Origin of the sequence: Streptococcus sp. A11, from assembly GCF_043674225.1 — a bacterium.
Classification (GTDB): Bacteria; Bacillota; Bacilli; order Lactobacillales; family Streptococcaceae; genus Streptococcus; species Streptococcus suis_V.
This window is the reverse complement of sequence record NZ_JBIMJS010000004.1, coordinates 68,546-94,153: the sequence shown is the minus strand read 5'-3', so window position 1 is coordinate 94,153 and position 25,608 is coordinate 68,546. Positions and strand designations below refer to the sequence as shown.

Here is a 25,608-nt window from a genome sequence, read left to right as displayed (position 1 = left end):
AGCAGAGCGATCTGCTTGTTTTCTAATCTTTATTTTATTCCTGCCAGTAGCTTGGCCGATTCCTCTCATACTCCTCAATCAAATCCTGATACTGAAGGGTAATCCCAATATCATCTAGACCGTTGAGTAATTTGTGTTTCCAATCTGCATCGATCTCAAAATCAAATTCTCCGACTGGTGAGATAATCTTTTGCTGGTAGAGATTCACAGTCACCTCATCAGTTGCTGCCAGCGTAGCTAATTTCTCCCGAACCTCCCGGGGCTGAACGATTGGTAAGATGCCATTGTTGAGGTCATTGTTATAATGAATATCCCCGAAGGAGCCTGCAATGATAACCTTGAAGCCGTAGTCAGCAAGGGCCCAAGCGGCGTGCTCCCTAGAGGAACCTGCCCCAAAGTTATCCCCTGTAATCAAGATCGTTGCCTGACGATATGGGGCCGTATTAAAGATAAAATCAGGATCCTCAGTATATTTGTTATCCAGATAACGCCACTCATACATGAGGTACTTGCCAAACCCCTTCTTGTCAATCAGCTTGAGAAACTGCTTGGGCAAAATTTGGTCGGTATCAATGTTGTCATTCATGAGCGGAACGGTCGTCCCAGAGTAGATTGTAAACTTTTCCATCAGACCACCTCCAATTCACGAACATCTACAAAGCGTCCTGCAATAGCTGCCGCTGCTGCCATGGCTGGGCTACAAAGGTGGGTTCGTGATCCAACACCCTGTCGATCCTCAAAATTTCGGTTGCTGGTCGATGCACAGTGGACACCTGTCGGCACCTTGTCTGGGTTCATCCCCAGACACATGGAGCAACCCGGATCCCGCCATTCAAAGCCAGCTTCCAAGAAAATTTTGTCTAAGCCTAGTGCTTCTGCAGCTGACTTAACCGGCCTCGAACCTGGAACCACAATTGCAGTCACATGATCTGCCACACGTTTGCCTTCAACAATCTTGGCGGCCACCTGCAAGTCAGAAAGACGGGCATTGGTACAGGACCCCAGGAAAACATAGCCAATTTCGATATCCTTTGGACTTTGTCCAGGCTGTAAGTTCATGTACTTATACGCTCGTTCATCGTTCATATCGCGAACTTCAGGAAAGGTCTCATCAAAGGATACCCCCATGGAAGGGTTGGTTCCCCATGTTACCATCGGTGCCAGATTTGAAACATCCATCTCAATGACCTTGTCATAAACTGCATCTGAATCGGATACCAATGTTTTCCAATCAGCAACCGCCGCCTCAAAGTCTTTGGGGCGTTTTTCCTTGTCTGCTAGATAATCAAAAGTGGTTTGATCTGGGTTCATAATCCCCATCTTGGATCCGAACTCGATAGACATGTTACAAATCGTCATCCGTTCTTCCATGGTCAGAGCATCAATAGCCTCACCCACATACTCGACTACATAACCAACCCCCAGTGCCACACCATACTTAGCAATCAATGCTAAGACATAATCCTTGGAGTATATCCCCTTTTTTGGCTTACCTGTAAACCGTACTAAGAGCTTTTTGGGTTTGACCTGCCACAGGGTTTGAGTTGCAAAGACATGCTCTACTTCTGTTGTCCCAATCCCAAAGGCAATGGCGCCGAATGCTCCGTGGGTTGCCGTATGGCTATCTCCACAGACGATGAATTTCCCTGGCTGAGTCAAGCCAGTCTCTGGCCCCACCATATGGACAATGCCTTGGTTGGCAGACCCATGTGGCGCATGTGGAATACCGAATTCCACCACATTGCGGGCTAAGGCATCCATCTGAGCCTTCGATATAGCATCACGAATATCATAAATATTAACCGTTGGAACATTATGGTCAAATGTACCAAATGTCAATTCTGGCCGACGGACCTGACGTCCAGCCTCTCGCAGACCATCAAAAGCCTGGGGACTGGTCACCTCATGGATATAGTGTTGGTCCACATAAAGGAGCTGGGGCTGACCTTCCTGCCCTGTAATCACATGGCGGTCCCAGAGCTTATCGAAAATAGATTTTCCACTCATGGCATTCTCCTTTCAATCTGGGAAATAATAGCTTCCGTCATTTCTTTGGTAGAGGCGGTCCCACCTAGATCTTTAGTGAAAATGCCCTGTGCAAAGACCGCTTCGACAGCTTGGCGAATGGTCTGACCTGCTTGGACCAAATCAAAACTTTCCTCCAACATCATGGCAACCGAGAGAATCATGCTGACGGGATTGGCAATGCCTTGGCCAGCAATATCTGGAGCCGAACCGTGGATAGGTTCATAAAGACTAGGACCTGCCACCGCATGACTAGCAGAAGGAAGAACACCTAGCGTTCCTGTCAGTACACTGGCCTCATCCGACAAAATATCGCCGAAGAGATTTTCCGTTACCAGAACATCAAAGCGACTAGGATTGGTAATCAAGAGCATGGCTGCGCTGTCGACCAACTGGTGTTCCAAGGTCACATCTGGATAATCTACCGCAACTTCATCAGCGACCTGGCGCCAAAGTTTTGAGGTGGCAAGAACATTTTGTTTATCAATGGAAGTCACTTTCTTGCTGCGCTTACGAGCTAGTTCAAAGGCTGCTCGAACCACTCGCTCGATTTCTTCTTTCTGATAGGTATTGCTGTCGCTGGCTTGGTCCTCTTCCAAGATATGGTCTCCGAAGTAAATCCCACCTGTCAACTCCCGTACCATGACCAAATCCACACCATCCAAGCGCTCCGCTTTCAGAGGAGAATAGTCTTTCAAACTATCAAAAATCTTAACAGGACGGATATTAGCAAAGAGCCCCAATTCCTTACGAAGTTGAAGCAGGCCTTGTTCTGGACGGACAGCCGCATTGTCATACTGAGGGGCTCCAATGGCCGCTAGTAAAATCGCATCGGCCGTCCGACAGGCTACTAAGGTTTGGTCTGGCAAGGGATGACCGACCTGGTCAATGGCCGCTCCACCAAAGGCATGCTCCTCAACCACGTAGTCAAAGCCGACCTTCTTGGCAACTGTCGCTAAGACCTCTAGACCTGCACCCATGATTTCTGGACCGATGCCATCACCAGCTAGGGCTACAATTTTCTTAGGCATAATTCCTCCTAAATCTGTGGCAACTCTTTCTCAGACAATTTCTTGTCCATCTGACCGCTATTTTCCTTCTGCACCATAACGTTGGCATGGATATAGGCAATAGCTGAAGCCTTGAGCACGTCAAAGTCAATACCAGAGGCGTTAAAGACTGTCTCCGTTGCCTGATTTTCTACGGCTACCAACACACGCGCCTGGGCATCAATTCCATCTGTAATGGCGTCAATGTGGTAGCGTTCCAAGCTGATGTCCTGCTGGAAGAATTGGTCAATGGCATTAAAGACAGCTTCAACCGAACCCTTACCAGTCTCAGCAACCACCACTTCTTCCTCATCCTGATTGACGAAGATGACCTGAGCCTGGATGCTGCCGTCAGATTGACTATCCAAACGTAAATCTTTAAATTGGAAACCATCACGATTGCTAATTTCTGTCCCTGCTACCAAGGCACGAATATCCGCATCCGTAATTTTTTCCTTCTTGTCTGCCAGACTTTTGAAACGAGCAAACAAGTTAGCTACATCTCCTTCATCAAAATACAGGTCTAGTTCTTTTAGCTTTTCTACAAAGGCGTGACGTCCAGAAAGTTTACCCAATGGCAGAGAATTTTTCTTGACCCCTACCAACTCCGGTGTAATGATTTCATAGGTCAATGGATTTTTCAAGACACCATCCTGGTGGATGCCGGACTCATGAGAGAAGGCATTGCCACCGACCACAGCCTTGTTGCGCGGAATGGCAATTCCTGAAAAGCGTGATATTAGCTCAGACGTATTGAGCGTCTCGGCAAGGACGATTGGACTAGTCACGTTGTAGAAATCCTTGCGAATTTCAAGGGCAACGGCCACTTCTTCCAGCGCCGCATTCCCCGCCCGCTCACCAATCCCGTTGATAGTTCCTTCCACACGACCCGCACCATTTTTGATGGCCGCCAGCGTGTTGGCAACAGCCATTCCTAGGTCATTGTGGCAATGAGGACTAAAGATAATCTCGCGGTCTGACTTGATGTTTGTTGTCAAGTAACGGAAAATTTCTCCGTAGTGCTGAGGTGTTGTAAAGCCAACTGTATCTGGAATGTTGATGTAGGTCGCACCAGCATCTACCGCTGTCTGCACAACTTCTAGCAAATAATCCAACTCCGTCCGCGTCGCATCTTCTGGTGAAAATTCAACCACATCGAAAAACTGACGAGCGTAGGAAACATGCTCTGTAATCTGCTCCAAAATTTCTTCTTTGGACTTTTGAAGTTTAAATTCACGGTGAATCGGACTGGTAGCAATGAAAACATGGATCTGCGGATACTTGGCATCTCTAAGAGCCTCATAACAAGCATCAATGTCTGATTTGACTGACCGAGCCAAACCTGTCACCGCTGTCTTGGTCATCGCCGCCGCAATCTGACGAACCGCTTCAAATGAATCAGGACTGGCCGCCGGGAACCCCGCCTCAATGGCTGAAATGCCCCATTTCTCCAATTGCTTGGCGATGGTAACCTTTTCCTTAATGGAAAAATTGACCCCCGGCGTCTGCTCACCGTCCCGCAGACTGGTATCTAGAAATTCAATAACTCGCATAAACATACCTTTCTAAGTTAAAAGAAAAACACCTCGAAGACCCGCGAGATGTTGTCAACAGCGCCCGCCTGGTAAGCCAAACAGGACTAATGCATTCTTTCAGCACTAGCCCGACCGTCGCAACAACAAAGCAAAGAATTTTGTAGTGACAGCGTTCATTTGACTTTTCCTTTCAGTGTTTTAATTGTTTACTATGATACCCTACTTATTTTCACTTGTCAACAGAAAAATGGAAATTTTCTGAAAAATCCGAACAATACGGCAATTCAAAAAAATCACGTTACAGATAAAACCAAGCCCCTTCAGAGACTTGGTTACAACGAATATATCGTTAGATTAGTAAACTACCACTTAAGAGTAATCCCTTGCTCTAATAATCTATTTCTTTCCTCGGCAATTCTATTATTTTCTTTAGCAAGGTGATTACCAGCCGAAATTGAAGCATCAACTTTCGCCAACATTGCAAGTTGAGCTTTATTTAAACGATTCAACTCAGTAATATTTTCGTTAACTTCACCCAGTTGAACAGAAATATTTGCCAATTGCTGCTGAAAGACATTGAGTGAGGCCAGCATCTTATTTCTAAATTGTTCTTCACGTACAAGATTGGCAGCCTCTTTAAAATTATCCGCCCTCAAATCTCTCAACAAAACCCAAATCCCAATAATGTCATTCAGATTCTGAAAACTTTGAGGGATTTTTTTAATGTAGAATTGATAGGCATTTTCATTTAGTATTTCTGAGATTTCTCTATTATTAGCTGCAATTTCTGCACTCTGATTCAACTCGTCACGCAATCGATTCATTTCATTTTCACGGGCTCTCTTCGTAGGATCAATCATTCTAACAATTCCGCCAATTATCGGAGCAATATACTCTGAGACGACGTAAATCACACCTCCAAGAAAAACCAAATATAGAATTAAACCGAAAGCACCTACTCCTGTAAAGAAGCCAGATATGAAGAGAAGTGCAGATATAATGAAGGTAGCACCGTTGATTCCTGAGGTTACTTTCTCAGACAACACTTCTGTTCCCGCAATCTCAATTTGATTTGCATACCAATTTCTTATCTCTTGATTTCGGTTTCGAAGAGCCTGGACATTCGCCAAATGGTGTTCCAAGAAAACAAAAACATCCATTAGCTCAGTTCGTTCATATTGGTTGATAGGACGGACATCAATTTCAACTAACTCTCCTTCAATTGCAGGTTTCTTAGGTTGTGGAGGTAAGGTTTCCTTAACCACTGGTTGCGTAGGGGGCAAAATGCCCCATTGAACCGGCTCAAAATCCGCAAAAACTGCTGAGGTCTCCGTTCGATTGAGGAGAAAAGTTTGTTCTTCTTGAAGTTCTAACTCATCTATCTGTAACTGACTATCAAAAATTTTCGCTTCAAGCTGATGATGGCTTCCACAGTAAAGATGTTCAATCTGAATATTACTTTGACCTGTTGCATGCAAACCTACCCACCGATCATCCTCTTGGAAAATAGATAAAAAACCACTTGCTTGGAAGGTAGACTGACCTTCAACCGACAAGATTCGATAAATCGTCGAGTCGATAGCCTCGGCCCGTGATTGGTTTGTTAGATGAAGGGCATCTAAATTGGACTGATTAAGACGGATTATCCCATTATTGAGAACTTGAATAGGATATTGAAAATGATCATCAAAAAGATTGGTCTGTTCTAAGGTTGCTGTTCCACCATTAACTGAAACAAGCGGATAGTAGGTAGAGTTAGGATAATCAGGATAATCTTGAACCAATTCTGTTCGATGTACCTCACAATTGTCCAAAGTCAGTGAACAGCCTGAAGTAACTTTAATGATGTTATTTTTAAAATCTCCAACTAGGAGAATATTACGAAGGATAAGATTTCTCTTGTTTTCAATCCTAAATGTACCTTGAATTACGACCGATCCGAGTTCATCACCTTCTGCAATAAACTCATAATTACTTCGCAGGATAAAACCATTGTCAAACTCATAGTGACCTGGTTCTAGATATATTCTGACATCACCAGAGTGATTCAATACTGCATCACGAAAGCTCAGGCAGCCTTCACTTGTTCCTACTCTAATTTCTGTTACCATCCTAACCCCTTTCTCTTTTCACTCCCACCACCCTCTAATTCAAATGTAAAATGAGGGTTATTCTAAGATGCCAAACATAGGAATAAATCCATTGATACTCTACTTTATCAACTTCAATACCAATCAAAACTAATCCTTGATCCTTTAATTACCGACCTTCCAAAACCTGCCAATTTAGTATAGCCAAATCCAGAGGATAGGGGTCTGCCTCAGCCTGTTGTTCTGCGCTTCCCATGATGATTTCTTTTTCTTCCAGCAAGATAGCTGCGCTATCATCTGCCGCTAATTGATAAGTTTTTTTAATCCCTTCTCCTCTAAAGGAAGTCCATTCATACTGGGTCACAGTTCTGTCTGAATTGATAGTAAAACTAGCCCGATAGCCACCTACTGGCGCAACTTCAGAGTGAGCCAGATAGGTAGAAACAGATTGATTCAGATAGTAAACTGCTGCTCCGTACATAGCACCAGTACTGTCCTGCACTCCTGTAAACAATTCCTTGGTTCCATTGCCATCAATGTCATAAAAGGCATAGTGGGTAACTGTCCCTTCTGGATCCTCAGCAACTTTTGTGAGCGTTTCTGCATACAGACTCTCATAGTCTCTTTCAGCTGAGCTCGTCACTGTCTCTTGTTGGCTACTACTAGTCGTGGAACTAGAAGTTGAACTAGTGCTCGCTTTTGAGCTGGTTGACGAACTGCTTTCCAAACTAGTCGAAGAAGTGGTAGATGAGCTTGTTTCGACAGTACTTGAATTGCTAGTTGATGAACTTGTGTTACCACCCGTCAGTTGCTGAACGATTTCTAACTGGCAGCCACTGAGTAAGAATAAATTGGCTAGTGCAAGCCCCAGTGTTAGATACTTTTTCATTGTTTCACTCCTAATACAAGAAACTTATTTTTCTTTTTCTAGCGTGATTGTATTGTCTTGAATTTCGAGTGTTATTGTATCATCTTTAAGAGTATAGGTTGCTGTTTCATTGATTTCTTGTCCCATCATTGAACCAGACAAGTCCATCGTTTTCTTAGAGGTATCGATAGTCCCTTCTAGTTCCATATTAAAAATCATAGCTGTCACATCCATAGAAACATCTTTACCATCCACTACAAGGACATACTCTGCTCCGTCAGCTTGACCCTTATATGTACCATCAACAGATGGGGCACAAGCTGTTAAAACGACTGCAACGATTGTCAAAAATACTAATTGTAAAATCTTTTTCATAAATTTCTCCTTTTTACTTTACCCTTCAAGTTAAAACCATCGGGGTCATATTCCTTTTCATACAAAGATAGCATACTCTTCCAAACCTATTGTTTGGTAGGGGCGAAGAGTATGATACCCATATTCTATTCATTTATAGCCTTCCGACGCTTGATTGCGAGGGATAACCCTAAACCTAGTACCGTGAAACCAGCTAAACTAGACAAGATACTTTCATTACTTCCTGTTTGTGGTAGGCTAGCTGCCTGAACTGGAGCTTTTTCTACATCAAGGAATCGAGTTTGCTCTTTAGAAGTAGGCGCCATTCCGGTTGTCTTTATAGTTGATACATTTGATGGTGTATTTGTACCAATCGGTGCTGGGGTACCTGTGTTTTTCACTGTTCCTTGGTCATCACCAGTTTCTTCTGTCGGAGCCTTCACTTGTTCTTGGAGATTGTAAAGGTTCAGGAGATTTAGGTAGTGTTTGACAGCAAGGGAGTAGTTATCCTGTAATTCGGTCAACTTAGCAGATTCTTGTTGATATACTGCACATGCTTCCTCTCTGGCTTTCACAGCCTTGTCATAGGCTTCTTGTGCTTTGACCAAGTTTTCTTCAGCTTCTTGTAAACCTAAGAGTTTTGCCTTGGCATCTACCACTGCTTGTTTCGCGTTTGCTAAGTCCGTTTCCAAATTTTGAACTTCTTGGTTGAGTTGGTTTACTTTTGTTTTCAACTCATCAGCTTGGGCTTGTTTGGCTAGATAGTCTGAATACAAGTCAGCAGCCTTAGCTTGAGCCTGGTTAAGAACTGATTTAGCAGTAGCCAGTTTTTGAGCTTGTTCAGCTTTTTGGGCTGTTAGAGCATCTAGGGCATCCACAGCTTGGTCATATTTCACTTTAGCTTCTGACAATTTGGTTTTAGCTTCATCCAAGTTCGCTTGAGCTTTTGTTGTTTCACTTTCGGTAGACAACAAATCGTTGTAAGCATTTGTTGCTGATACAACATCGGCTTTCGCGTCATTTAAAGCCGTTACAGCTTGAGCCAAATCAGCTTTAGCACGGTTATGTGCCACATTAGCGATTGCCAATTGTGTTTTCGCTGTGGTTAGGGCGCTGGTGTCGCTTGTGAAGGTTACGTCTGCCGCGTGTACTAACTCATTAGCTTCAACAGCACTTGTGATGAGGCCTTCACCTGTGAATTGGTCTCTATATGTTGCGAAAACGTACCATGGTTTCAAATCATCGTTTAGATATCCACCGAGATTCATTGTTTCTTCATTGTGAACGTATAAGCCAATACTTTTAGCTTTGTCGAAATTATTCCAATGACCATAGTTGCTGTTTGCATCAATTAATGTCATGTACACCATTGAAGTGTTGAGTTCTTCCATCAATTCACGCAATGTTGGTGTTGTTCGATATGTGGTGTATGCTAGATTTTCGCCAGCTGAAACCGCAGTATTTGGGAATACTACTCTTTCACTTTCACGTAAGATTGTGAAGTCATGTTCAAATTCTGAATCTTTCGCATCATACATTTCGCTTCGGACTTTCGCCAATTCAATCATTTTTGTGTTGGCTGTAACTTTTGTCAATCCAATGGTTTCAGCTAAGGTGTTATAAACATCTACTGCGAACTGGTTTAATTGTTCGATTTGTTTGGTTGTCAAATTATCAAAATCTACAAGCTCATCGCCACCTGTAATGTTAAGTTTCCAATGTTGTTCTAGATTTTCTCTAATTTGTGCTGATTCAATAACCTGTTTCAACTCAGCTACAGTTTCTAGTGTTGGTATTTCTGAAAGGAATTTCGTAACGGCATCTTTTACGTTTTGTGGCAGATTGATATCAACCGTATAAGATACTTCGTTCTAAAGAGAATCTACAACTTCTTGCGCTTCTGTTACCTTGTTTGCTGTGTCTGCGACTTGTGCTTCCAAGCCAACGACTGTAGTTTGAGCATTGCTTTCAACTTCTTTAGCTGTGTCAAGGGCTGATTTAGCTTCTGAAATTTCTTGTGCCAAGGTTTGGTCTTTTGCTTCAGCTTCAACCAAGGCTTGTTCAGCTTCAGCTACATTTGCTTCTGCTGTAGCTACGTCTTGTTTTGCTGTATCTACACTAGCTTGGGCTTGCTCAACATTTACTGTTTGGTTTTCCAATTGTGAAACAGTTTCTTGAGCTGCGTCTGCTTGTGCTTGAGCTTCTGTATAAGCTGTGTTTGCTGTGTCAGCTACTACTTGTGCTTGGTCAGCTTGGGTTTGTGCTGTTGATGCTTCTTGTTTTGTTGATTCAAGCAAGGCTTCAGTTTCTGATACTGTAGTTTCTGCTTCAACAATTTCAGCTTCTACGGCTTGAATGGCTTCTGGTGTTGCTGTTTCTGCTGTTGCTTGAGCTGCTACAAGTGCTTCTTGTGCTGCTGCTTCAGCGGTTTGTGCTGCCTGCTTGGTCGTTAGTGCATCTGCAACCACCGTTTCTTGATGTTTGACCGCATCTCCAATAGTGCTAGCTTCTGCCTTAGCAGCTGCTACTTGTTCTTCCGTCACTTGATTGGTCGTCGGTGTTGCAGTTTCGTTAGCTGTTGTTGGTGTCGTGTCCAGCGTATCGGCACTTGCTTCCACACCTGAGAAACTAACCACTCCTGTTGCAAGAACGGCTGAGGCAAGGGTCACTGTCTTTAACAAGTCTTTCTTATTCATATAAGCTCCTTTTATATTGTATCACTACTATTGTACCCCCCCCCCCCGAAGCCTTTTGTCAAGCGGTTTTGCTTGATTTTTTGTATATTTTTAGTTGCTTTTCAATGCCTTTTTTTCTTTTGCTTGATGGATAGACATCCACTATCTCTGGAGGGGGAACAATGCACGAATGAGACAGGATCTCCCCAATAGTCTATCAAATTTTTTTTCTTAAAAATAGCCAAGCAAACTATTGTTTCAATTTAACTTGTAAAGCGGAAATTTCTTCTGATTTTTTCAATACAGGTAACTATAGTTTCATCTAGTTCTCATTCTGAAAATGAAAAAAGCAGCCACGGCTGCTCCTTACTAATATCGATGACCGACTGAATCGGTCAAATCTATTCCGGTTTTATTGAGTTTATTAAAGATTTCCCGAAATTCGATTAACCGGCGCATATTAGCCTCGGTGGGTATGAGATTGGTATCTGCTTCAAGATAGGTAATGATGTTTCGGGCACGAGGGATGGCGGACTTATCATTTTGCCGTAGAAGATTGTAAACGGCCCGCATTTCGATGCGACAGAGTTCTCTCACCAAAAAATGCTTGGCAGGGTGGGGGAAATTCTTGATTTCTTCAGCCAAGGTTCCAGCCTTGAGATAGTAGCCTTTTTCGGAAAAGTAGTCGATCATAAACCCCAGATTCAATAGGGACTGAATAGCTGTATCAAAACTCTTGGTCGTTTTATAGGTGTCCAGATAGAACTGTGTCATTTTTTCATTGAGTTCATAGGAACAATGTTGAAAAATTTGCACATGCAAGTCATGTTCTAGGACATTGAGGAAGGTGATTTTTTTTAGATGATGAATCATCCTTTCTTCTATCTCCTTCTTCCTATCCAGATTGCTACCCTTACTATAGTCTGTAAACATGTATGCAACCAAGTCCAACATTAATTGCTTGAGTTCGGGATTATCCTTAACATAATCCCCCATTTGTTCATTAAACTGTTGACGAAAATCAAGACTGTTGACCTGTTGTCGTCTATTTTCTGCCCAAACTTGCAAATAATAATCGATACTATCCCCTTGATAACGAAAGGCAAAATCCTCCCAGGTGACACCGATCGAAATCAGGAGACGACTGAAGTTCTCAACACTGATTCCCTTCTCCTCTTTTTCAAACTGGCTGAGAAATTGTGGACTCACAATACTTCCAGCCGCTTCCTTTAGAGATAATCCTCGCTTTTCTCTCAATTCTTTAAAAGTACGGCCAAATGGATGCAAATCTGACATAGGATTCCTCCCTTTCTGTATATCTATGTCATCTATTATAACCGACTTTGCTATCTTTTGGGAGGTGGTTTAACTAATAGTTTCTTTTTTCTTTCATAAAATGCCATTTATTCATTTTTTAAACCTTCATGAAACTATAGTTTACTTCCTATCTAGCTTTTTCGACTACTAGAAAAAATCGCCACCAGCAATACTGCTCCAAAGACTGACGGTACCAAAGCCATACCAGCAAACTGTGGACCCCAGTCACCAAAGAGCAGTTGCCCAATCCATGAACCTGCAAGTCCAAGGATGATATTTCCAAGACAGCCACGACGGTCATCTGACGAAGTAAGAGCACCTGCAAGCAAGCCAATAATGGCTCCTGCGATAATACTTGATAACATCTTCTATCCAGAATGTTTTCAGCATACCAGAAATATAATACATATTTGCATTTTATGATATAATTATTTAGTAGAAAAGTGAAGACGGTGGCTCTTGAGTTTCTGAAAGTGAGGTGATGCCTATGGGCAATTCATCAAAATCTAACAGAAAGGAGGAGCATTCTTTTGACAGCTTTTGAAGTTGTACAAACGATTCTAGCTTTTGGTGGCTTTACCATTGCTTTAATCAGCTTGTGCTATAAAATCTTCAAAGAAAATGACAAAAAATAACCCGTCCCCACTTTTGACCGAGTTGTTGGACGAGTTATAGTCTAATATAAACGAGTCACCGTCTTTTTAACGGTTCTACGTCAGGTGGTTGTTATCGCAACTACCTTTTTCTATTTCTATTATAACACGAAAGCTATGAAAAGCAACTTTTAATAATATCGGCATACCAGTAAATTTATCCGACTTTTTCAGAAAAAATCGGATAATAGAATTATTTTAGTTAATTCCGTCTAGAACTAGAAAAAATCGCCACCAGCAATACTGCTCCAAAGACTGACGGTACCAGGGCCATACCAGCAAACTGTGGACCCCAATCACCAAAGAGCAACTGTCCAATCCATGAACCTGCAAGTCCAAGGATGATATTTCCTATACAGCCACGACGGTCATCTGATGAGGTCAAAGCCCCAGCAATTAAGCCAATAATAGCACCTGCGATAATACTTGATAACATTCTGTATTCCTCCTATTCTTATAAAATAAGACTGGTTGCCCAGTCTTATATCATATCATTAGATAGCCCACTCACCGTCACGGAAGATTGGCACACGAGTGCCGTCTTCACGGATACCGTCAATGTTCATCTTGTTAGAACCAATCATGAAGTCCACATGGACATCTGAACGGTTAAGGCCTGCTTCTTTGAGCTCTTCTTGGCTCATTTCTGTACCACCTTCGATAGAAAAGGCATAGGCTTGGCCAATCGCCAAGTGGTTTGAGGCATTTTCATCAAAGAGGGTGTTGAAGAAAGTCACACCTGATTGAGAGATTGGGCTCTTGTCTGGTACAAGGGCAACTTCACCAAGACCGCGTGCTCCAGCGTTGTCAAAGACCAATTTCTTCATGACTTCGTCGCCTTTTTCAGCCGTTACATCCACGATTTCACCATCTTTGAAGGTTACTTTGATTCCTTCGATGATGTTACCGTTGTAGCTGAGTGGTTTTGTTGATGTTACATAGCCATCTGCCACACGGTAGTCAGGTGCTGTGAAGACCTCTTCTGTTGGCATGTTGGCAATAAAGTGTTCACCTTGGGCATTGACCGAACCAGCCGCTTCCCACAAGTGATTCTTCGGCATACCGAGAACGAGGTCAGTTCCTGGTGCTGTGTAGTGCAATTTGACAAACTGCTCGTCGTTAAGCACCTTAGCCTTAGCCACCAAGCGTGCTTCGTGCTCTTCCCAAGCCTTGATTGGATCTTCCTCGTAGATACGGCAGGTCTTGAAGATTTGGTCCCACAGGAGGTCCACTGCCTCTTCGTCAGACGCTGCATTCGGAAAGACTTTTTTGGCCCATTCCAAACCAGAGGCTGCACCGAGTGTCCAGCTGATTTTGTTAGCTTGGGATGCTTGCCGCATTGGGTTCAAGGCCTGGCTAAGTGCGCGTGCGTTGCGAGACAATTTCTCTGGATCAACGCCATCGTAAGCACCTGGGTCATCAGACAAGACCACCAAACGGCTTGCCTTGCGCTCCAAGAGGTAGTTCATTTCTGTGATACGTTGTGGATGAACTTGTTCCAAGAGTTCCACATCGACATTAACCAAACGTTCACGCGCAATCACATCGTCCAACCAGTTGACCAAGACTTCCTTAGCACCGTGAGCGTAAGCTTCTTTGACAATCAAACGAGCCAACTCAGCCTGTTCTACACCGATAGTCAATTGAACCGTGTGACCAGGTTGGACATTGATACCTGTTGAAACTAAGAGTTTAGCGTATTTTGCAAGATTTTCTTTAAAATTTGGTAGTACCATTTTTTTCTCCTTTGTACTTTGAAATACCCTATTATTGTATCATATTTTGAAGCTAGACTGACAAAAAAACTTCCTGCTGATACAGGAAGTCTCAGATTCTATCCGACAGTCTTACACTCACCTGGACAGACTGACAACGGATATTTCCAATTTTCGCAGAGTATTAGTTACCAAAAACTTTTACACGGTCAGCATCCGCCATGTAGTCTTTGTCTGCTGCTGGAGCTGCAATGCTACCGAATGGTGCTTGGGCACGGAGTTTCCAGTTAGCTGGGATACCGTATTTTTCAGCAACTTGTGCATCAACCAATGGGTTGTAGTGTTGTACATTCATACCGATATTTTTCTCAGCGAAAGCCAACCATACTGCGTACAAGTTGATACCGTGAGCTTGTTCAGACCAGATTGGGAAGTTTTCAGCATAAAGTGGGAAGCTTTCTTGCAAGCCTTTGACAACATCTTGGTCTTCGAAGAACAAGATAGTACCAGCACCTGACGCAAAGCTAGCCAAGCGACCTTTTGTTGCTTCAAAAGCCTCTGCTGGTGTTACTTTTTCCAATTCGCTGTAGGCAATTTCGTTCCAGAAAGCATCTGATTCAGCACCGAAAAGTACAACTGCAAGGCTTGATTGTGAGTTGAAAGCTGATGGAGATTCTTTCATGGCTTTCTCTACGAGTGCTACTACTTCTTCATTTGATACTGGCAATTCTTTACCAAGTGCATAGATAGAACGACGAGTTTCTTGAAGTTTTGCAAAGTTTGACATATAGTTTCCTCTTTTCTTATTGTTACTACATAGTAGTTTTTATCACTATGTAGAGATTATATACCTATTAACAACATTAGTCAAGAGGTTTGACTTCATTTTTTAAAAAAATTCACTGCTTCCAAAAGAAACAGTGAACAGGTGTTTAAAACAAATCATCAAAGAGACTGAGCTGGTTATCTTCTGGCATTTTGCCGAGGATGCCCATCTCATCCATTTTTTCAACAAGCGTGCTAGATAGACCTCCCCGTTTACGGAGTTCTGTCTTGGAGAGGAATTCTCCCTCGGCACGCGCCGCCACAACCTGCTTGGCTACGTTTTCTCCCAGACCATCCATAGCGACGAATGGGGGGATGAGGGTGTCTTCTTCAATCAAGAAGTCAGTCGCATGAGACTTGTAAAGGTCCAGCTTACCGAACTTGAAACCACGTTCCAGCATCTCATTGACCAATTCAAGCGTGGTGTAGAGGTCCTGTTCAACGTTTGAGGCTTCATTGTTTTTCTTCTTAAGGGCAATTTCTTCCATCTTAGCCTTGACTTTATCTAAACCACCAGACATGGTCGCCAAATCAAAGGCCTTGGCCCGAATAGAGAAATAAGCACAATAGTAGTAAATAGGATAGTGAACCTTGAAATAAGCAACCCGCAAGGCCATCATAACGTAGGCAGCCGCGTGGGCTTTAGGGAACATGTACTTGATTTTTCCACAGGATTCTATGTACCAGTCTGGCACCTTGTTATCCTTCATAGCTTGGATATAGCCATTTCGCTCTTCCTCGGAAATCTTGAGCCACATGCCCTTCCGCACCCGTTCCATGATGTTAAAGGCCATCTTAGGTGGCAAACCTGCGTGCATGAGATAAACCATGATGTCATCCCGACAACCGATAACGGTAGATAGGTCGGCAATTCCCGCCTTGATCAAATCCTGGGCATTGCCCAACCATACGTCCGTACCGTGAGATAGTCCAGACAGCTGTAATAGTTCTGCAAAGGTGGTCGGTTTGGTTTCCTCCACCATCCCCCGTACAAAGTTGGTCCCAAACTCGGGAATCCCCAACATACCGGTCGGTGTGCCAATCTGCTCTGGGGTAACTCCCAGAATTTCCGTGCCAGAAAAGAGGGCCATGACACCTGGGTCATCCGCCGGAATAGTCTGTGGATCGATGCCAGACAAGTCCTGCAATTTACGAACCATGGTCGGGTCATCGTGCCCTAGGACATCGAGCTTGAGAACGTTCTCGTCAATATCGTGGAAGTTGAAGTGAGTAGTCTGCCAGTTGGCGGTCACATCATCGGCCGGGTACTGAACAGGCGTAAAGTCATAGACATCCATGTAATCAGGGAACACGATAATTCCCCCTGGGTGCTGACCTGTCGTCCGTTTGACACCTGCCGCTCCAGCAGCCAAGCGTTCTACTTCCACATCTCGATAGAATTTGCCATAATCCCGCTCATAGCCTCGAACAAAACCATAGGCAGTCTTAGCGGCCACCGTACCAACCGTTCCTGCACGGAAAGCATTTTCTTCACCAAAAATATCCCGAACATCCAAATGGGCAGACGGTTGGTCATCCCCTGAGAAGTTCAAGTCAATATCGGGAACCTTGTCACCATCGAAACCAAGGAAGGTCTCGAAAGGAATGTCCTGACCATCTTTTTTATACTTGGTGCCACATTCTTCACAGTCCTTATCTGGCAGGTCAAAACCTGAACCATAGGAACCGTCTGTGATAAATTCACTGTGTTGACAATTTGGGCAGACATAGTGAGGAGGCATAGGGTTTACTTCCGTAATCCCAATCATGGTGGCAACGAAACTGGAGCCGACAGACCCCCGTGAACCAACCAGATAGCCTCGTTCATTTGACCGTTGCACCAACATCTGCGATGCCAGGTAAATCACGGCGAAGCCATTACCCAGAATGGACGTCAACTCCTTCTCAATCCGCAGATCGATAATATCTGGCAGAGGATTGCCATAAATCTCGAAAGCCTTCTGGTAGGTCAACTCCGCCACTGTCTCTTCTGCCTTTTCAATATAGGGCGTGTAGAGGTCAGTCTTGACCACTTCCACATCCTCGAAACGGTCCAGCATGGCATTTGGATTAGTGATGACAATCTCACGCGCCTGCGCCTCGCCTAGGAAGGCAAATTCATCCAGCATTTCACTGGTAGTACGGAAATGCGCCTTGGGCAGGGGAGCAGGCTGGGCATTCTCACCATTGCCGATAGTCCAGTTAATCGGCGAACTTTGGCCCAAGGCCCGCACAATAATTTCACGATAAATTTCTTCCTCGGGGTCAATATAGTGGACATTACCCGTCGCAAGAACAGGCAGATTAGCCCTGCGACCGACCTCAATCAACTGCTTGATGGTCTCCTCAATCTCGCCCATGTTCTTGAATTGCTCCTTGGCAATCATGGGCGCGTAGAGGGCTGGAGGCATGACCTCGATAAAGTCATAGTAGGTAGCCTTCTTAACCGCATCGTCAATGCCCTTGGACAAGAGTTCGTCGAAGACTTCACCCTCTTGGCAGGCCGTTCCCAAAATCAAGCCTTCTCGATGAGCATCCAGCACCGTCCGCGGAATCCGAGGAACACCCTCAAAATACTGGGTATTGGACAGGGAAACCAGCTTGAAGATATTTTTCAGCCCAACCTGATTGACCACATAGAGCGTAGCGTGTTTGACGCGGGCCTTCTTATAAGAATCCTCCGCCACCAATTCTGTATTGAGCTGGTTGAGATTGGTCAGATTGTGTTTCTCCAAGGCTTCTTTTAAGAAGATAAAGAGTAGGCGACCAGTGGCCTCCGCATCATAATTGGCCATGTGGTGATGCTCAAGAGCAACACCAAATCGCTTGGTCAAGGCTGCCAAACCGTGCCGCTTGTAGTCTGGATAAAGGTTTCGGGCAAATTCTAGCGTATCGATAACCGGTTGGCTGATGATAGGCATGCCAGCTCGCTCGTAGTTGACATTCATGAAACCAATGTCAAAGGTGGCATTGTGGGCAACCATGATGGAATCCTGGCAGAAGTCCTGAAACTCCCGCAGAACTTGCTCCAAGGGCTTGGAACCACGCACATGCTCATCCGTAATCCCTGTCAGTTCAGTCGTAAATTTACTGAGCGGGTGACCTGGGTCAATAAATTCATCAAATTCCGCAATGATATTGCCCTTGTGCATCTTAGAGGCCGCTATCTGAATGAGGGCATTGTTGACCGCAGAAAGTCCGGTCGTCTCCACGTCAAAGACTACATAAGTCGCATCTGACAAGACCAAATCCGTCTCATTGTAGACAATAGGCACCGAGTCCTCAACGATATTGGCTTCCATACCAAAAATAGCCTTAATCCCTGCCTTGCGGGCTGCATGGTAACCATGAGGGAAGGACTGGACATTGCCGTGGTCGGTAATAGCAACCGCCTTGTGCCCCCAGGCTGCAGCCCGTGCCACCAAGTCCTCAACGGCAGGAAGGGCATCCATGGTTGACATGTTGGTATGGGCATGAAATTCGACCCGTTTCTCACCTTCTGGCATCAGGTCCTTGCGGATTTCCTTCTTGACTTCTTGGATTTCCTGGACATTCATGGTCAGATCACGGGTAAAATTGTTGGTCTCCACATTTCCCCGCACCCGGAGCCATTGCCCCTTCTTTATCATGCTAAATTTCTGGGCCTCTTCCTCATTTTTAGCCCATTTTTGCAGGGTAAACGAAGAGGTGTAGTCGGTCATCTTGAAGTTGATAATGACCCGTCCCGTCTTGGTTGTCTTGTGCTCCGCCTCAAAGACTAGCCCCTCAAAGACCACGCGGTTTTCCTCACTGTCGACCTCAATCATAGGCGTAATCTCCGCCTTATCGATGGCTACCTTGGCAGGCCGGTTGGTCTTCTTATATTCTGGGACAAATGGCTGAGCTGCCTCTGGTGGTGGCGCCATCTGTGCTAGTTGTTCCAGAGCAGCCAGATTTTCCTCATTGGCCTGCTGGTAAATTTGCTCATTCTGATTCTGGAAGTCCGCAGCCTGTTGCTCGGTCATGGTTTGACAAACTTCGATGTCCACCTTGAGATTTGCAAAGCCAAAACGGGCGTATTGCTCGACTAGATTTGGCAGATGATTCTTGCGAAAATGAACCGTGTCAATGGTTTCAGGTCCCTTGATCCAGAGAACACCATCCCGATAGACGACTTCCAGCGGCTGAAAGAGGGCCTTGAAACCAGCACTCTGGCAGAGCTCCTCCGTAAAGGCCTCCGGATAGTAGGCCACCAGCAAGTCACCGTCGTAGGCTTCCAAATCCGTCACAATGGCAAAACGGACCCTATTGCCCATCTTTTCAAACTCAGTAGCTAGCCTTGCCTTGAAAAGCTGATAATCCAGGAGGGTCAAGGGAGCAGGCAAGCGGAAGGTAAATTCCCAGAGCTTGCTGACCTTATGCAGGACAACCTTCTCAATCTTTCCAGATGAAAAAGCCTCTGATTGCCGAGCATCAAGAGGCATATTGATCTGTTGGAGCAAGAGTTGAAACTTATCTGACATGTTGATTTCCTTTGAATGTTGTTAGGATTATTTTACCACAATCCAGCCCAATTTTCGAGGGGAAGACTATGGCAAGTCCTGACTGCATTCACCTTTCTACCAGGCAGCCGCATCCGTATCCGCTAGCAGATAATCCAGCCACTTACGGTCTTTCAAGCGACAGAGGGTCACCGAAATCCCAGCCATGTCTAAGCTGGTCATCAATCTTCCCTGCTTGATAAAAGGAAGCTGCAGGCCCTGCAAATCTAGAAATTGGCAGATAGCATTCGTGAAGATTCCCAATTCCAACTCTGAAACGGTACCCAAATTGTTGACCAAAAGGATATAATCTTCACCCTCTCGCCAGTGGAATTTTATCTTTAATTTGTTGACGATTTCATTGGCCAACTGCTCAGCCGATTCAAAAGTGACCGTCCGGTAACCTTCCTCCCCGTGAATCCCCATGCCGTAGGAAATCTTGCCCTTTTCCAGCTGAAAGAGGGGTTGGTCATGCCCAGGAAAATGAGCAGAGCTGGTCGCAAAGCCAATGGTAGCAATCTCCGTCGCCAATTCTAGGCCAAGGGCCTCCAGTTCAGCCAAACTGGCCCCAGCCTGAGCCGCAGCACCTAATATTTTATGCAAGAAAATAGTACCCGCCAGCCCCCGATGCCGCATCTGAAATTGCTTTTTGGGTTCGACAGAAATATCATCGTGGGAAACAATATAGCGGACATCGATTCCTTCCTGACGCGCCTGTTTAATGGCCTGGCCGAAGCCTGCTAAATCAGCCTCGAAATTCTTGACAATGACAAAGACACCCTGGCCTCTATTGATATGGCGGATAGCTCTTAAAATCTGCTCTGGAGTCGGTGGAATAAATATTTTCCCATAGACAGCGGCAGTCAGCATACCCTGGCCGACAAAACCAATATGGGCCGGTTCATGCCCGGAACCACCACCCGACAAAATCGGCACCCAGTCCTCGGCCTGATGTTTATCCACAATAATGGGATAATTCTCCAGTTGCTCCAAATGAGGATGAGCCAGCAAGAGCCCATCTATATAGGATTGTAGCAAGTCTTCCTCCTGATAAAATAATGGCAATTGACTCATTGTCCTCTCCCTCCTTCAAGTGATTGCAACAAGACGGAAACTAGGTTCCGATAGGAAGTATGTAGCTGGTGATTGGGGTCAACCACCCCCGCCTCAATAAAGCCCACCAAACCCTTGGTATGGTAGGCTAATAGGAAGAGCCTTAACGACCCTACTACTTCTACCTCTTGCTTAACAGACCACTCATCTATGATTTTTTCCAACAAAAGCCTAACATAGTCAGATAAATAGCTCCTGAAGTCATTCTGCTCATTGACTGAAAAAATCCGTGCATAAAAAGACTGGTTGCTGTCGAAATAGTAAAGTAACTCATCCAACAACTTCCATCCACTAATATAATTCAAATTATCCGTAATCTGCTCTTCCAGCTCCGTCTTAAAAATCCAATCTAAGAGCTCATACTTGTCTAGGAAATGATTGTAGAAGGTCTGGCGACGGATAGCAGCCTCCTGCATAACCTCTACCACAGACACCTTCTCAAATCCCTTTTCAATCAACTGCTTTTTAAATGCCTTTGCGATGCGCTTTTTGGTCAGCAATGAAGTGCCCATGCTGCCTCCCTTCTGGTCTCTCCTATCTTATTATACATTATCAGATACACTTATGTAAAAAAAGGGACAAAATTGACCAATTGTCCCTTTAATTTGCCTACACAATACAATATAATAATCTTAGTATTATATCACGGAGGTTTTCTCATGAAAAAAATTATCAATCAACCTGAAAATGTTGTTGACGAAATGCTCAATGGCCTGGTCTTTATGCACAATGACCTGGTAGAACGTATAGAGGGCTTTGAAGTCATTGTCCGCAAGGCAGAAAAGACTGGCAAGGTCGGTATCATCTCTGGAGGAGGCTCTGGCCACGAACCATCTCATGCAGGCTTTGTCGGTAAAGGTATGCTGTCTGCTGCTGTCTGTGGCGCAGTATTTACCTCCCCAACACCGGACCAAATCCTAGAGGCAATCAAGGCAGCCGATGAAGGTGCCGGGGTCTTCATGGTCATTAAGAACTACTCTGGTGACATCATGAACTTTGAAATGGCCCAAGAATTGGCAGAAATGGAAGGTATCGAGGTCGCAAGTGTAGTTGTCGACGATGATATTGCCGTGGAAAATAGCCTCTATACCCAAGGTCGACGCGGGGTTGCTGGAACCATCCTAGTTCATAAAATTCTCGGACATGCTGCTGAACAATGCCAGTCTCTCGCTGCCATCAAAGAGTTGGCCGACAAATTAGTTCCACAGATTAAGACAATTGGTCTGGCCCTATCTGGTGCAACCGTTCCTGAAGTAGGAAAACCTGGCTTCGTTTTAGAAGAAGATGAGTTTGAATATGGGGTCGGCATCCACGGCGAACCTGGCTATAAGAAGGAAAAATTGCAACCGTCCGCAACATTGGCAGCCGAATTGGTTGAAAAATTAGCCAAAGGCTTTGAGCTCAAAGAAGGCGAACATTACGGTCTTCTCATCAATGGTCTAGGCGCAACCCCACTCATGGAGCAGTATGTCTTTGCCAACGACGTAGCTAAACTATTGCTGGAAAAAGGCATTGAGGTAGACTACAAGAAAATCGGCGATTACATGACATCAATTGATATGGCTGGCCTATCATTGACCCTTATAAAATTAGAAGAACCAAGCTGGCTAGAGGCTCTAAACGCCCCTGTACAAGTAGCCGGCTGGTAGGAGAAAAACTATGGATGTAAGAACAGCATTGGCTTGGATGACACGATTCAACGAAAAAATTCAAGCAAACAAGGATTACCTAAGCGAGCTGGACACCCCTATTGGTGATGGTGACCATGGAGGCAATATGGCCCGTGGGATGGCTGCTGTTATGACTGAACTGGATGGCAAGGAATTTGCCAGTGCGGACCAGATTTTCAAAATTGTAGCCATGCAACTGCTCAGTAAGGTAGGTGGTGCCTCTGGTCCCCTCTACGGTTCGGCCTTTATGGGTTTGTCCAAGGCTAGCCAAGCTGGTGCTGAACTGGCTTCTATGTTACAAGAAGGCCTGGATATGATTCAAAAACGCGGCAAGGCGGATCTGGGCGAAAAAACCATGGTCGACGTCTGGACCCCTGTCATCTCTGCCATTAGGGAAGACAAACTCACTCCTAATCTGATTCAGGAAATTGTCCAAGCTACTGCTGATACACTTGCGACTAAGGGACGTGCTTCCTATGTTGGCGAACGTTCTGTCGGCCACATCGATCCTGGTTCTTACTCATCTGGCCTACTCTTTGAATCCCTCCTGGAGGTGACAGGTTCATGACAAAAACTGGCATTTTACTAGTCTCCCATTCCAAAAATCTTGCCCAGGGGATTATCGATTTAGTCTCGGAAGTAACTCAGGACGTTTCTTTGACCTACTGCGGTGGCTTGGAGGATGGTTCAATCGGCACTAGCTTTGAGACCGTCCAGGCAAAGTTAGAAGAAAATGATGCAGACACCATCTTAGCCTTTTTCGACCTAGGAAGCGCTCGGATGAATATCGAAATGGTTGCTGATTTTTCAGAAAAAGAAGTCCTGATTCAGACTGTTCCCGTCGTTGAAGGCTGCTATACAGCTGCCGCTCTCCTGCAGGCAGGAGCTGATTTAGAAACCATTTTGCACCAATTACAGGAGCTTGAAATCAAAAAATAGATTCATTATTAAACGAGCCTGGGCAAAAAGCCTAGGCTCGTTTTCTTTAGTTTGTGTCACCATCTCAGCTCAGGGGTTGATTGGGGTTTCACAGTTTGGGGAACTGTGAAAGGTGGGAAATTGGGATTGTGAAACAATCCTCAGCACTTCGCGTTTTACGCTCCGAACCAGACCTTTACGTTATGATGCGAACTGAGTTCGCTCAATTTCCAACCTTCAACTGTCTCCCAAACAGTTGAAGCTGTGCGGGGAAAATGAACTCTCTTTTCATCTATCGAGTTCTTTCTCGCTCCCGAACTAAAAATCACATAATAAAATAGTTAGAGGCTGGACTTTATGCCCAACCTCTCCTTTATTTGTTACTTATTCAAAATTTTCAAAGTTTCCAAGAGCTGGTCGACATGGACTTCGACAGTGTCACCAGTGCCCTTGATTTTGACTTCGACCACGCCGTCGGCAGCTTTCTTACCGACGGTCACACGGATTGGCAAACCGATCAGGTCGCTGTCTGAGAATTTCACTCCGACGCGTTCATTGCGGTCATCGGTCAAGACTTCATAACCAGCACCGATTAAGCTAGCTTCGATTGACTGAGTTAATGCCATAGCTTCTTCGTCCTTAACATTGACTGGGATCAAATGTACATCAAACGGTGCCAATTCTTTAGGGAAGTTGATGCCCCAAGCATAACGGTATTCACCTTTTGGTGTCTTGTTAACAAAGAGACGAGCGTGTTGCTCAAGAACTGCTGACAAGAGACGACTAACACCGATTCCGTAGCATCCCATGATAATCGGCATAGAACGACCATTCTCATCCAAGATGTTGGCATTCATGCTATCTGAATAACGGGTACCCAGTTTGAAGATATGACCGATCTCAATACCGCGAGCAAAGTTGAGAACTCCGTGTCCATCTGGAGAAGGCTCCCCTTCCTTGACTTCACGAATATCCACATACTCAGTCACTTGGAAATCACGCCCTGCATTGGCACCTGTATAGTGGAAACCATCTTCGTTAGCACCAACTACAGCGTTCTTCACATCTTGCACTTTGCGGTCGGCGATAATCTTGATATTTTCTGGTAAACCAACTGGGCCAAGAGAACCAAAGCCTGCACCGAAGACTTTTTCTGCATCTGCTGGACTAGCCGCATCAAAGAAATCTGCGCCGAGGTAGTTTTTCAATTTGACATCGTTGACCTGGTCATTGCCGACAAGGAGGGCAACAACTGGCTCACCATCTGCCATAAAGAGCATGGTTTTGATGGTTTGCTCTTCAGCGACATTCAAGAAGGCTGCCACTTCGTCGATGGTTTTAGCATCTGGTGTAGCAACTTTAACCAAGTCTTCTTCGACGACAACTGCTGTACTTGGTTTGTACTCGCTGGTTGCCATTTCCAGGTTGGCAGCATAGCCTGACTCGCTAGAGTAGGCGATGGTATCTTCACCAGACACAGACCAAGCCAAGAGTTCTGCCTTGATCGCTTCAAGAACATCCTCTGGTATTTCCTCAAAAGAAGCAACCGACTTATCCAAGACAACCCAACGGTCCAGATCAGTACGGTCTGGGGTAATAGCCATAAACTCCTGGCTATCCTTACCACCCATGGCACCACCGTCACCGATGATAGCCTTGAACTCCAATCCTGCACGAGTGAAAATAGCCTCGTAAGCTGCCTTATAGTCATCGTAGGTCTGGTCTAAACTATCATAGCTAGCGTGGAAGCTGTAACCGTCTTTCATGATAAACTCACGACCACGGAGAAGCCCGTTACGAGGACGTTTTTCATCACGGTATTTTGGCTGGATTTGGTAAATGTTGAGTGGCAACTGCTTGTAAGATTGCACCGCATCACGCGCCAATAGTGTCACCGTTTCTTCGTGAGTTGGACCCAAGATAAAGTCAGAACCCTCACGGTTTTTGAGCTTGTAGAGGTCATCACCGTAGGTTTCATAACGGCCAGACTCGCGCCAAATGTCCGCTGACAAGAGGGCTGGTGCCAAAAATTCAATGGCATCAATCTTGTCAAACTCCTCACGCATGATATTTTTTGCTTTTTCAATCACACGGTTAGCCAATGGCAAGTAGCTGTAAATACCAGCAGAAATCTGACGGACATAACCCGCACGCAACATCAAAGCGTGGCTAATCACCGACGCATCCGAAGGCATCTCCCGCAAAGTAGGGATAATCATTTTAGACTGTTTCATATTAAGATACGGAGGTCGTAAAAAACGACTGAAAATTAGGAAACTGG

The 25,608-nt window shown here is 44.9% G+C and carries 22 protein-coding genes; 4 read left to right on the top strand and 18 right to left on the bottom strand.

Features of this window, described 5'->3' with window-relative positions; genetic code table 11:
• Positions 1-34: 34 nt before the first annotated feature.
• The 11 genes from leuD to ACHBIF_RS03615 all read right to left on the bottom strand — a co-directional run bounded on the left by leuD (position 35) and on the right by ACHBIF_RS03615 (position 12,278).
• Entirely contained in the window at positions 35-628 is a 594-nt protein-coding gene (gene leuD, locus ACHBIF_RS03665; RefSeq protein ID WP_394718711.1) for a 3-isopropylmalate dehydratase small subunit, read from the bottom strand.
• Positions 628-2,007: a 3-isopropylmalate dehydratase large subunit gene (gene leuC, locus ACHBIF_RS03660; protein WP_172099782.1), complete on the bottom strand. Its 1,380-nt coding sequence runs from the start codon at positions 2,005-2,007 to the stop codon at positions 628-630. The genes leuD and leuC overlap by 1 nt, the downstream gene beginning before the upstream one ends.
• The gene (gene leuB / locus ACHBIF_RS03655; protein ID WP_394718709.1) at positions 2,004-3,056 is read right to left on the bottom strand and encodes a 3-isopropylmalate dehydrogenase; all 1,053 of its coding nucleotides are present in this window, start codon (positions 3,054-3,056) and stop codon (positions 2,004-2,006) included. The genes leuC and leuB overlap by 4 nt, the downstream gene beginning before the upstream one ends.
• Before the next feature lie 8 nt (positions 3,057-3,064).
• Complete coding sequence (locus tag ACHBIF_RS03650; RefSeq protein WP_394718707.1) at positions 3,065-4,627, bottom strand: 2-isopropylmalate synthase; 1,563 nt, start codon at positions 4,625-4,627, stop codon at positions 3,065-3,067.
• A gap of 344 nt (positions 4,628-4,971) precedes the next feature.
• A complete protein-coding gene (locus tag ACHBIF_RS03645) occupies positions 4,972-6,720 on the bottom strand; it encodes a hypothetical protein (RefSeq protein WP_394718705.1) in 1,749 nt (582 codons plus the stop codon).
• A 148-nt stretch (positions 6,721-6,868) separates the two neighbouring features.
• Positions 6,869-7,588, bottom strand: a complete 720-nt coding sequence (locus ACHBIF_RS03640; protein WP_394718703.1) for a hypothetical protein — start codon at positions 7,586-7,588, stop codon at positions 6,869-6,871.
• 24 nt (positions 7,589-7,612) lie between these two features.
• A complete protein-coding gene (locus ACHBIF_RS03635; protein WP_105206516.1) occupies positions 7,613-7,942 on the bottom strand; it encodes a hypothetical protein in 330 nt (109 codons plus the stop codon).
• 125 nt (positions 7,943-8,067) lie between these two features.
• Positions 8,068-9,762, bottom strand: coding sequence for an SEC10/PgrA surface exclusion domain-containing protein (locus ACHBIF_RS03630; protein ID WP_394718814.1), 1,695 nt, complete (start codon positions 9,760-9,762; stop codon positions 8,068-8,070).
• Between the two features lie 30 nt (positions 9,763-9,792).
• The gene (locus ACHBIF_RS03625; protein ID WP_394718700.1) at positions 9,793-10,617 is read right to left on the bottom strand and encodes a hypothetical protein; all 825 of its coding nucleotides are present in this window, start codon (positions 10,615-10,617) and stop codon (positions 9,793-9,795) included.
• Positions 10,618-10,965: 348 nt separating this feature from the next.
• Positions 10,966-11,892, bottom strand: a complete 927-nt coding sequence (locus ACHBIF_RS03620; protein WP_105111297.1) for a helix-turn-helix transcriptional regulator — start codon at positions 11,890-11,892, stop codon at positions 10,966-10,968.
• 152 nt (positions 11,893-12,044) lie between these two features.
• Positions 12,045-12,278, bottom strand: a complete 234-nt coding sequence (locus ACHBIF_RS03615; protein ID WP_105111298.1) for a GlsB/YeaQ/YmgE family stress response membrane protein — start codon at positions 12,276-12,278, stop codon at positions 12,045-12,047.
• Positions 12,279-12,407: 129 nt separating this feature from the next.
• On the opposite strand from ACHBIF_RS03615, the gene ACHBIF_RS03610 reads away from it, so the two are divergent.
• Complete coding sequence (locus ACHBIF_RS03610; RefSeq protein WP_105111299.1) at positions 12,408-12,548, top strand: putative holin-like toxin; 141 nt, start codon at positions 12,408-12,410, stop codon at positions 12,546-12,548.
• 220 nt (positions 12,549-12,768) lie between these two features.
• Here the strand turns inward: ACHBIF_RS03610 and ACHBIF_RS03605 are convergent, their stop codons facing one another.
• The 6 genes from ACHBIF_RS03605 to dhaS all read right to left on the bottom strand — a co-directional run bounded on the left by ACHBIF_RS03605 (position 12,769) and on the right by dhaS (position 21,251).
• Positions 12,769-13,002, bottom strand: a complete 234-nt coding sequence (locus tag ACHBIF_RS03605) for a GlsB/YeaQ/YmgE family stress response membrane protein (RefSeq protein ID WP_105111300.1) — start codon at positions 13,000-13,002, stop codon at positions 12,769-12,771.
• 58 nt (positions 13,003-13,060) lie between these two features.
• Positions 13,061-14,302, bottom strand: coding sequence for an aminopeptidase (locus ACHBIF_RS03600; RefSeq protein ID WP_394718697.1), 1,242 nt, complete (start codon positions 14,300-14,302; stop codon positions 13,061-13,063).
• Positions 14,303-14,465: 163 nt separating this feature from the next.
• Complete coding sequence (locus tag ACHBIF_RS03595; protein WP_394718695.1) at positions 14,466-15,068, bottom strand: nitroreductase family protein; 603 nt, start codon at positions 15,066-15,068, stop codon at positions 14,466-14,468.
• Between the two features lie 145 nt (positions 15,069-15,213).
• A complete protein-coding gene (locus ACHBIF_RS03590) occupies positions 15,214-19,608 on the bottom strand; it encodes a PolC-type DNA polymerase III (RefSeq protein WP_394718693.1) in 4,395 nt (1,464 codons plus the stop codon).
• A 96-nt stretch (positions 19,609-19,704) separates the two neighbouring features.
• Positions 19,705-20,700: a DhaKLM operon coactivator DhaQ gene (dhaQ, locus tag ACHBIF_RS03585; protein ID WP_394718691.1), complete on the bottom strand. Its 996-nt coding sequence runs from the start codon at positions 20,698-20,700 to the stop codon at positions 19,705-19,707.
• On the bottom strand, positions 20,697-21,251 hold the full coding sequence (dhaS, locus tag ACHBIF_RS03580; RefSeq protein ID WP_105122619.1) for a dihydroxyacetone kinase transcriptional activator DhaS: 555 nt from the start codon (positions 21,249-21,251) through the stop codon (positions 20,697-20,699). Before dhaS ends, dhaQ begins: the two co-directional genes overlap by 4 nt.
• A gap of 147 nt (positions 21,252-21,398) precedes the next feature.
• Here dhaS and dhaK point away from each other — a divergent pair, with 147 nt between their 5' ends.
• Genes dhaK through dhaM form a run of 3 tightly spaced genes read left to right on the top strand, consistent with a single transcriptional unit; the run spans position 21,399 to position 23,348 of the window.
• Positions 21,399-22,388, top strand: coding sequence for a dihydroxyacetone kinase subunit DhaK (gene dhaK / locus ACHBIF_RS03575; RefSeq protein WP_394718689.1), 990 nt, complete (start codon positions 21,399-21,401; stop codon positions 22,386-22,388).
• A 10-nt stretch (positions 22,389-22,398) separates the two neighbouring features.
• Positions 22,399-22,977, top strand: a complete 579-nt coding sequence (gene dhaL / locus ACHBIF_RS03570; protein ID WP_172059185.1) for a dihydroxyacetone kinase subunit DhaL — start codon at positions 22,399-22,401, stop codon at positions 22,975-22,977.
• The gene (gene dhaM, locus ACHBIF_RS03565; RefSeq protein ID WP_105111702.1) at positions 22,974-23,348 is read left to right on the top strand and encodes a dihydroxyacetone kinase phosphoryl donor subunit DhaM; all 375 of its coding nucleotides are present in this window, start codon (positions 22,974-22,976) and stop codon (positions 23,346-23,348) included. The genes dhaL and dhaM overlap by 4 nt, the downstream gene beginning before the upstream one ends.
• 359 nt (positions 23,349-23,707) lie before the next feature.
• Here dhaM and ACHBIF_RS03560 read toward each other — a convergent pair whose 3' ends face one another.
• Positions 23,708-25,561 (bottom strand): proline--tRNA ligase, encoded by a 1,854-nt coding sequence (locus tag ACHBIF_RS03560; RefSeq protein ID WP_394718686.1) that lies wholly within the window; start codon positions 25,559-25,561, stop codon positions 23,708-23,710.
• Between the last annotated feature and the right edge of the window lie 47 nt (positions 25,562-25,608).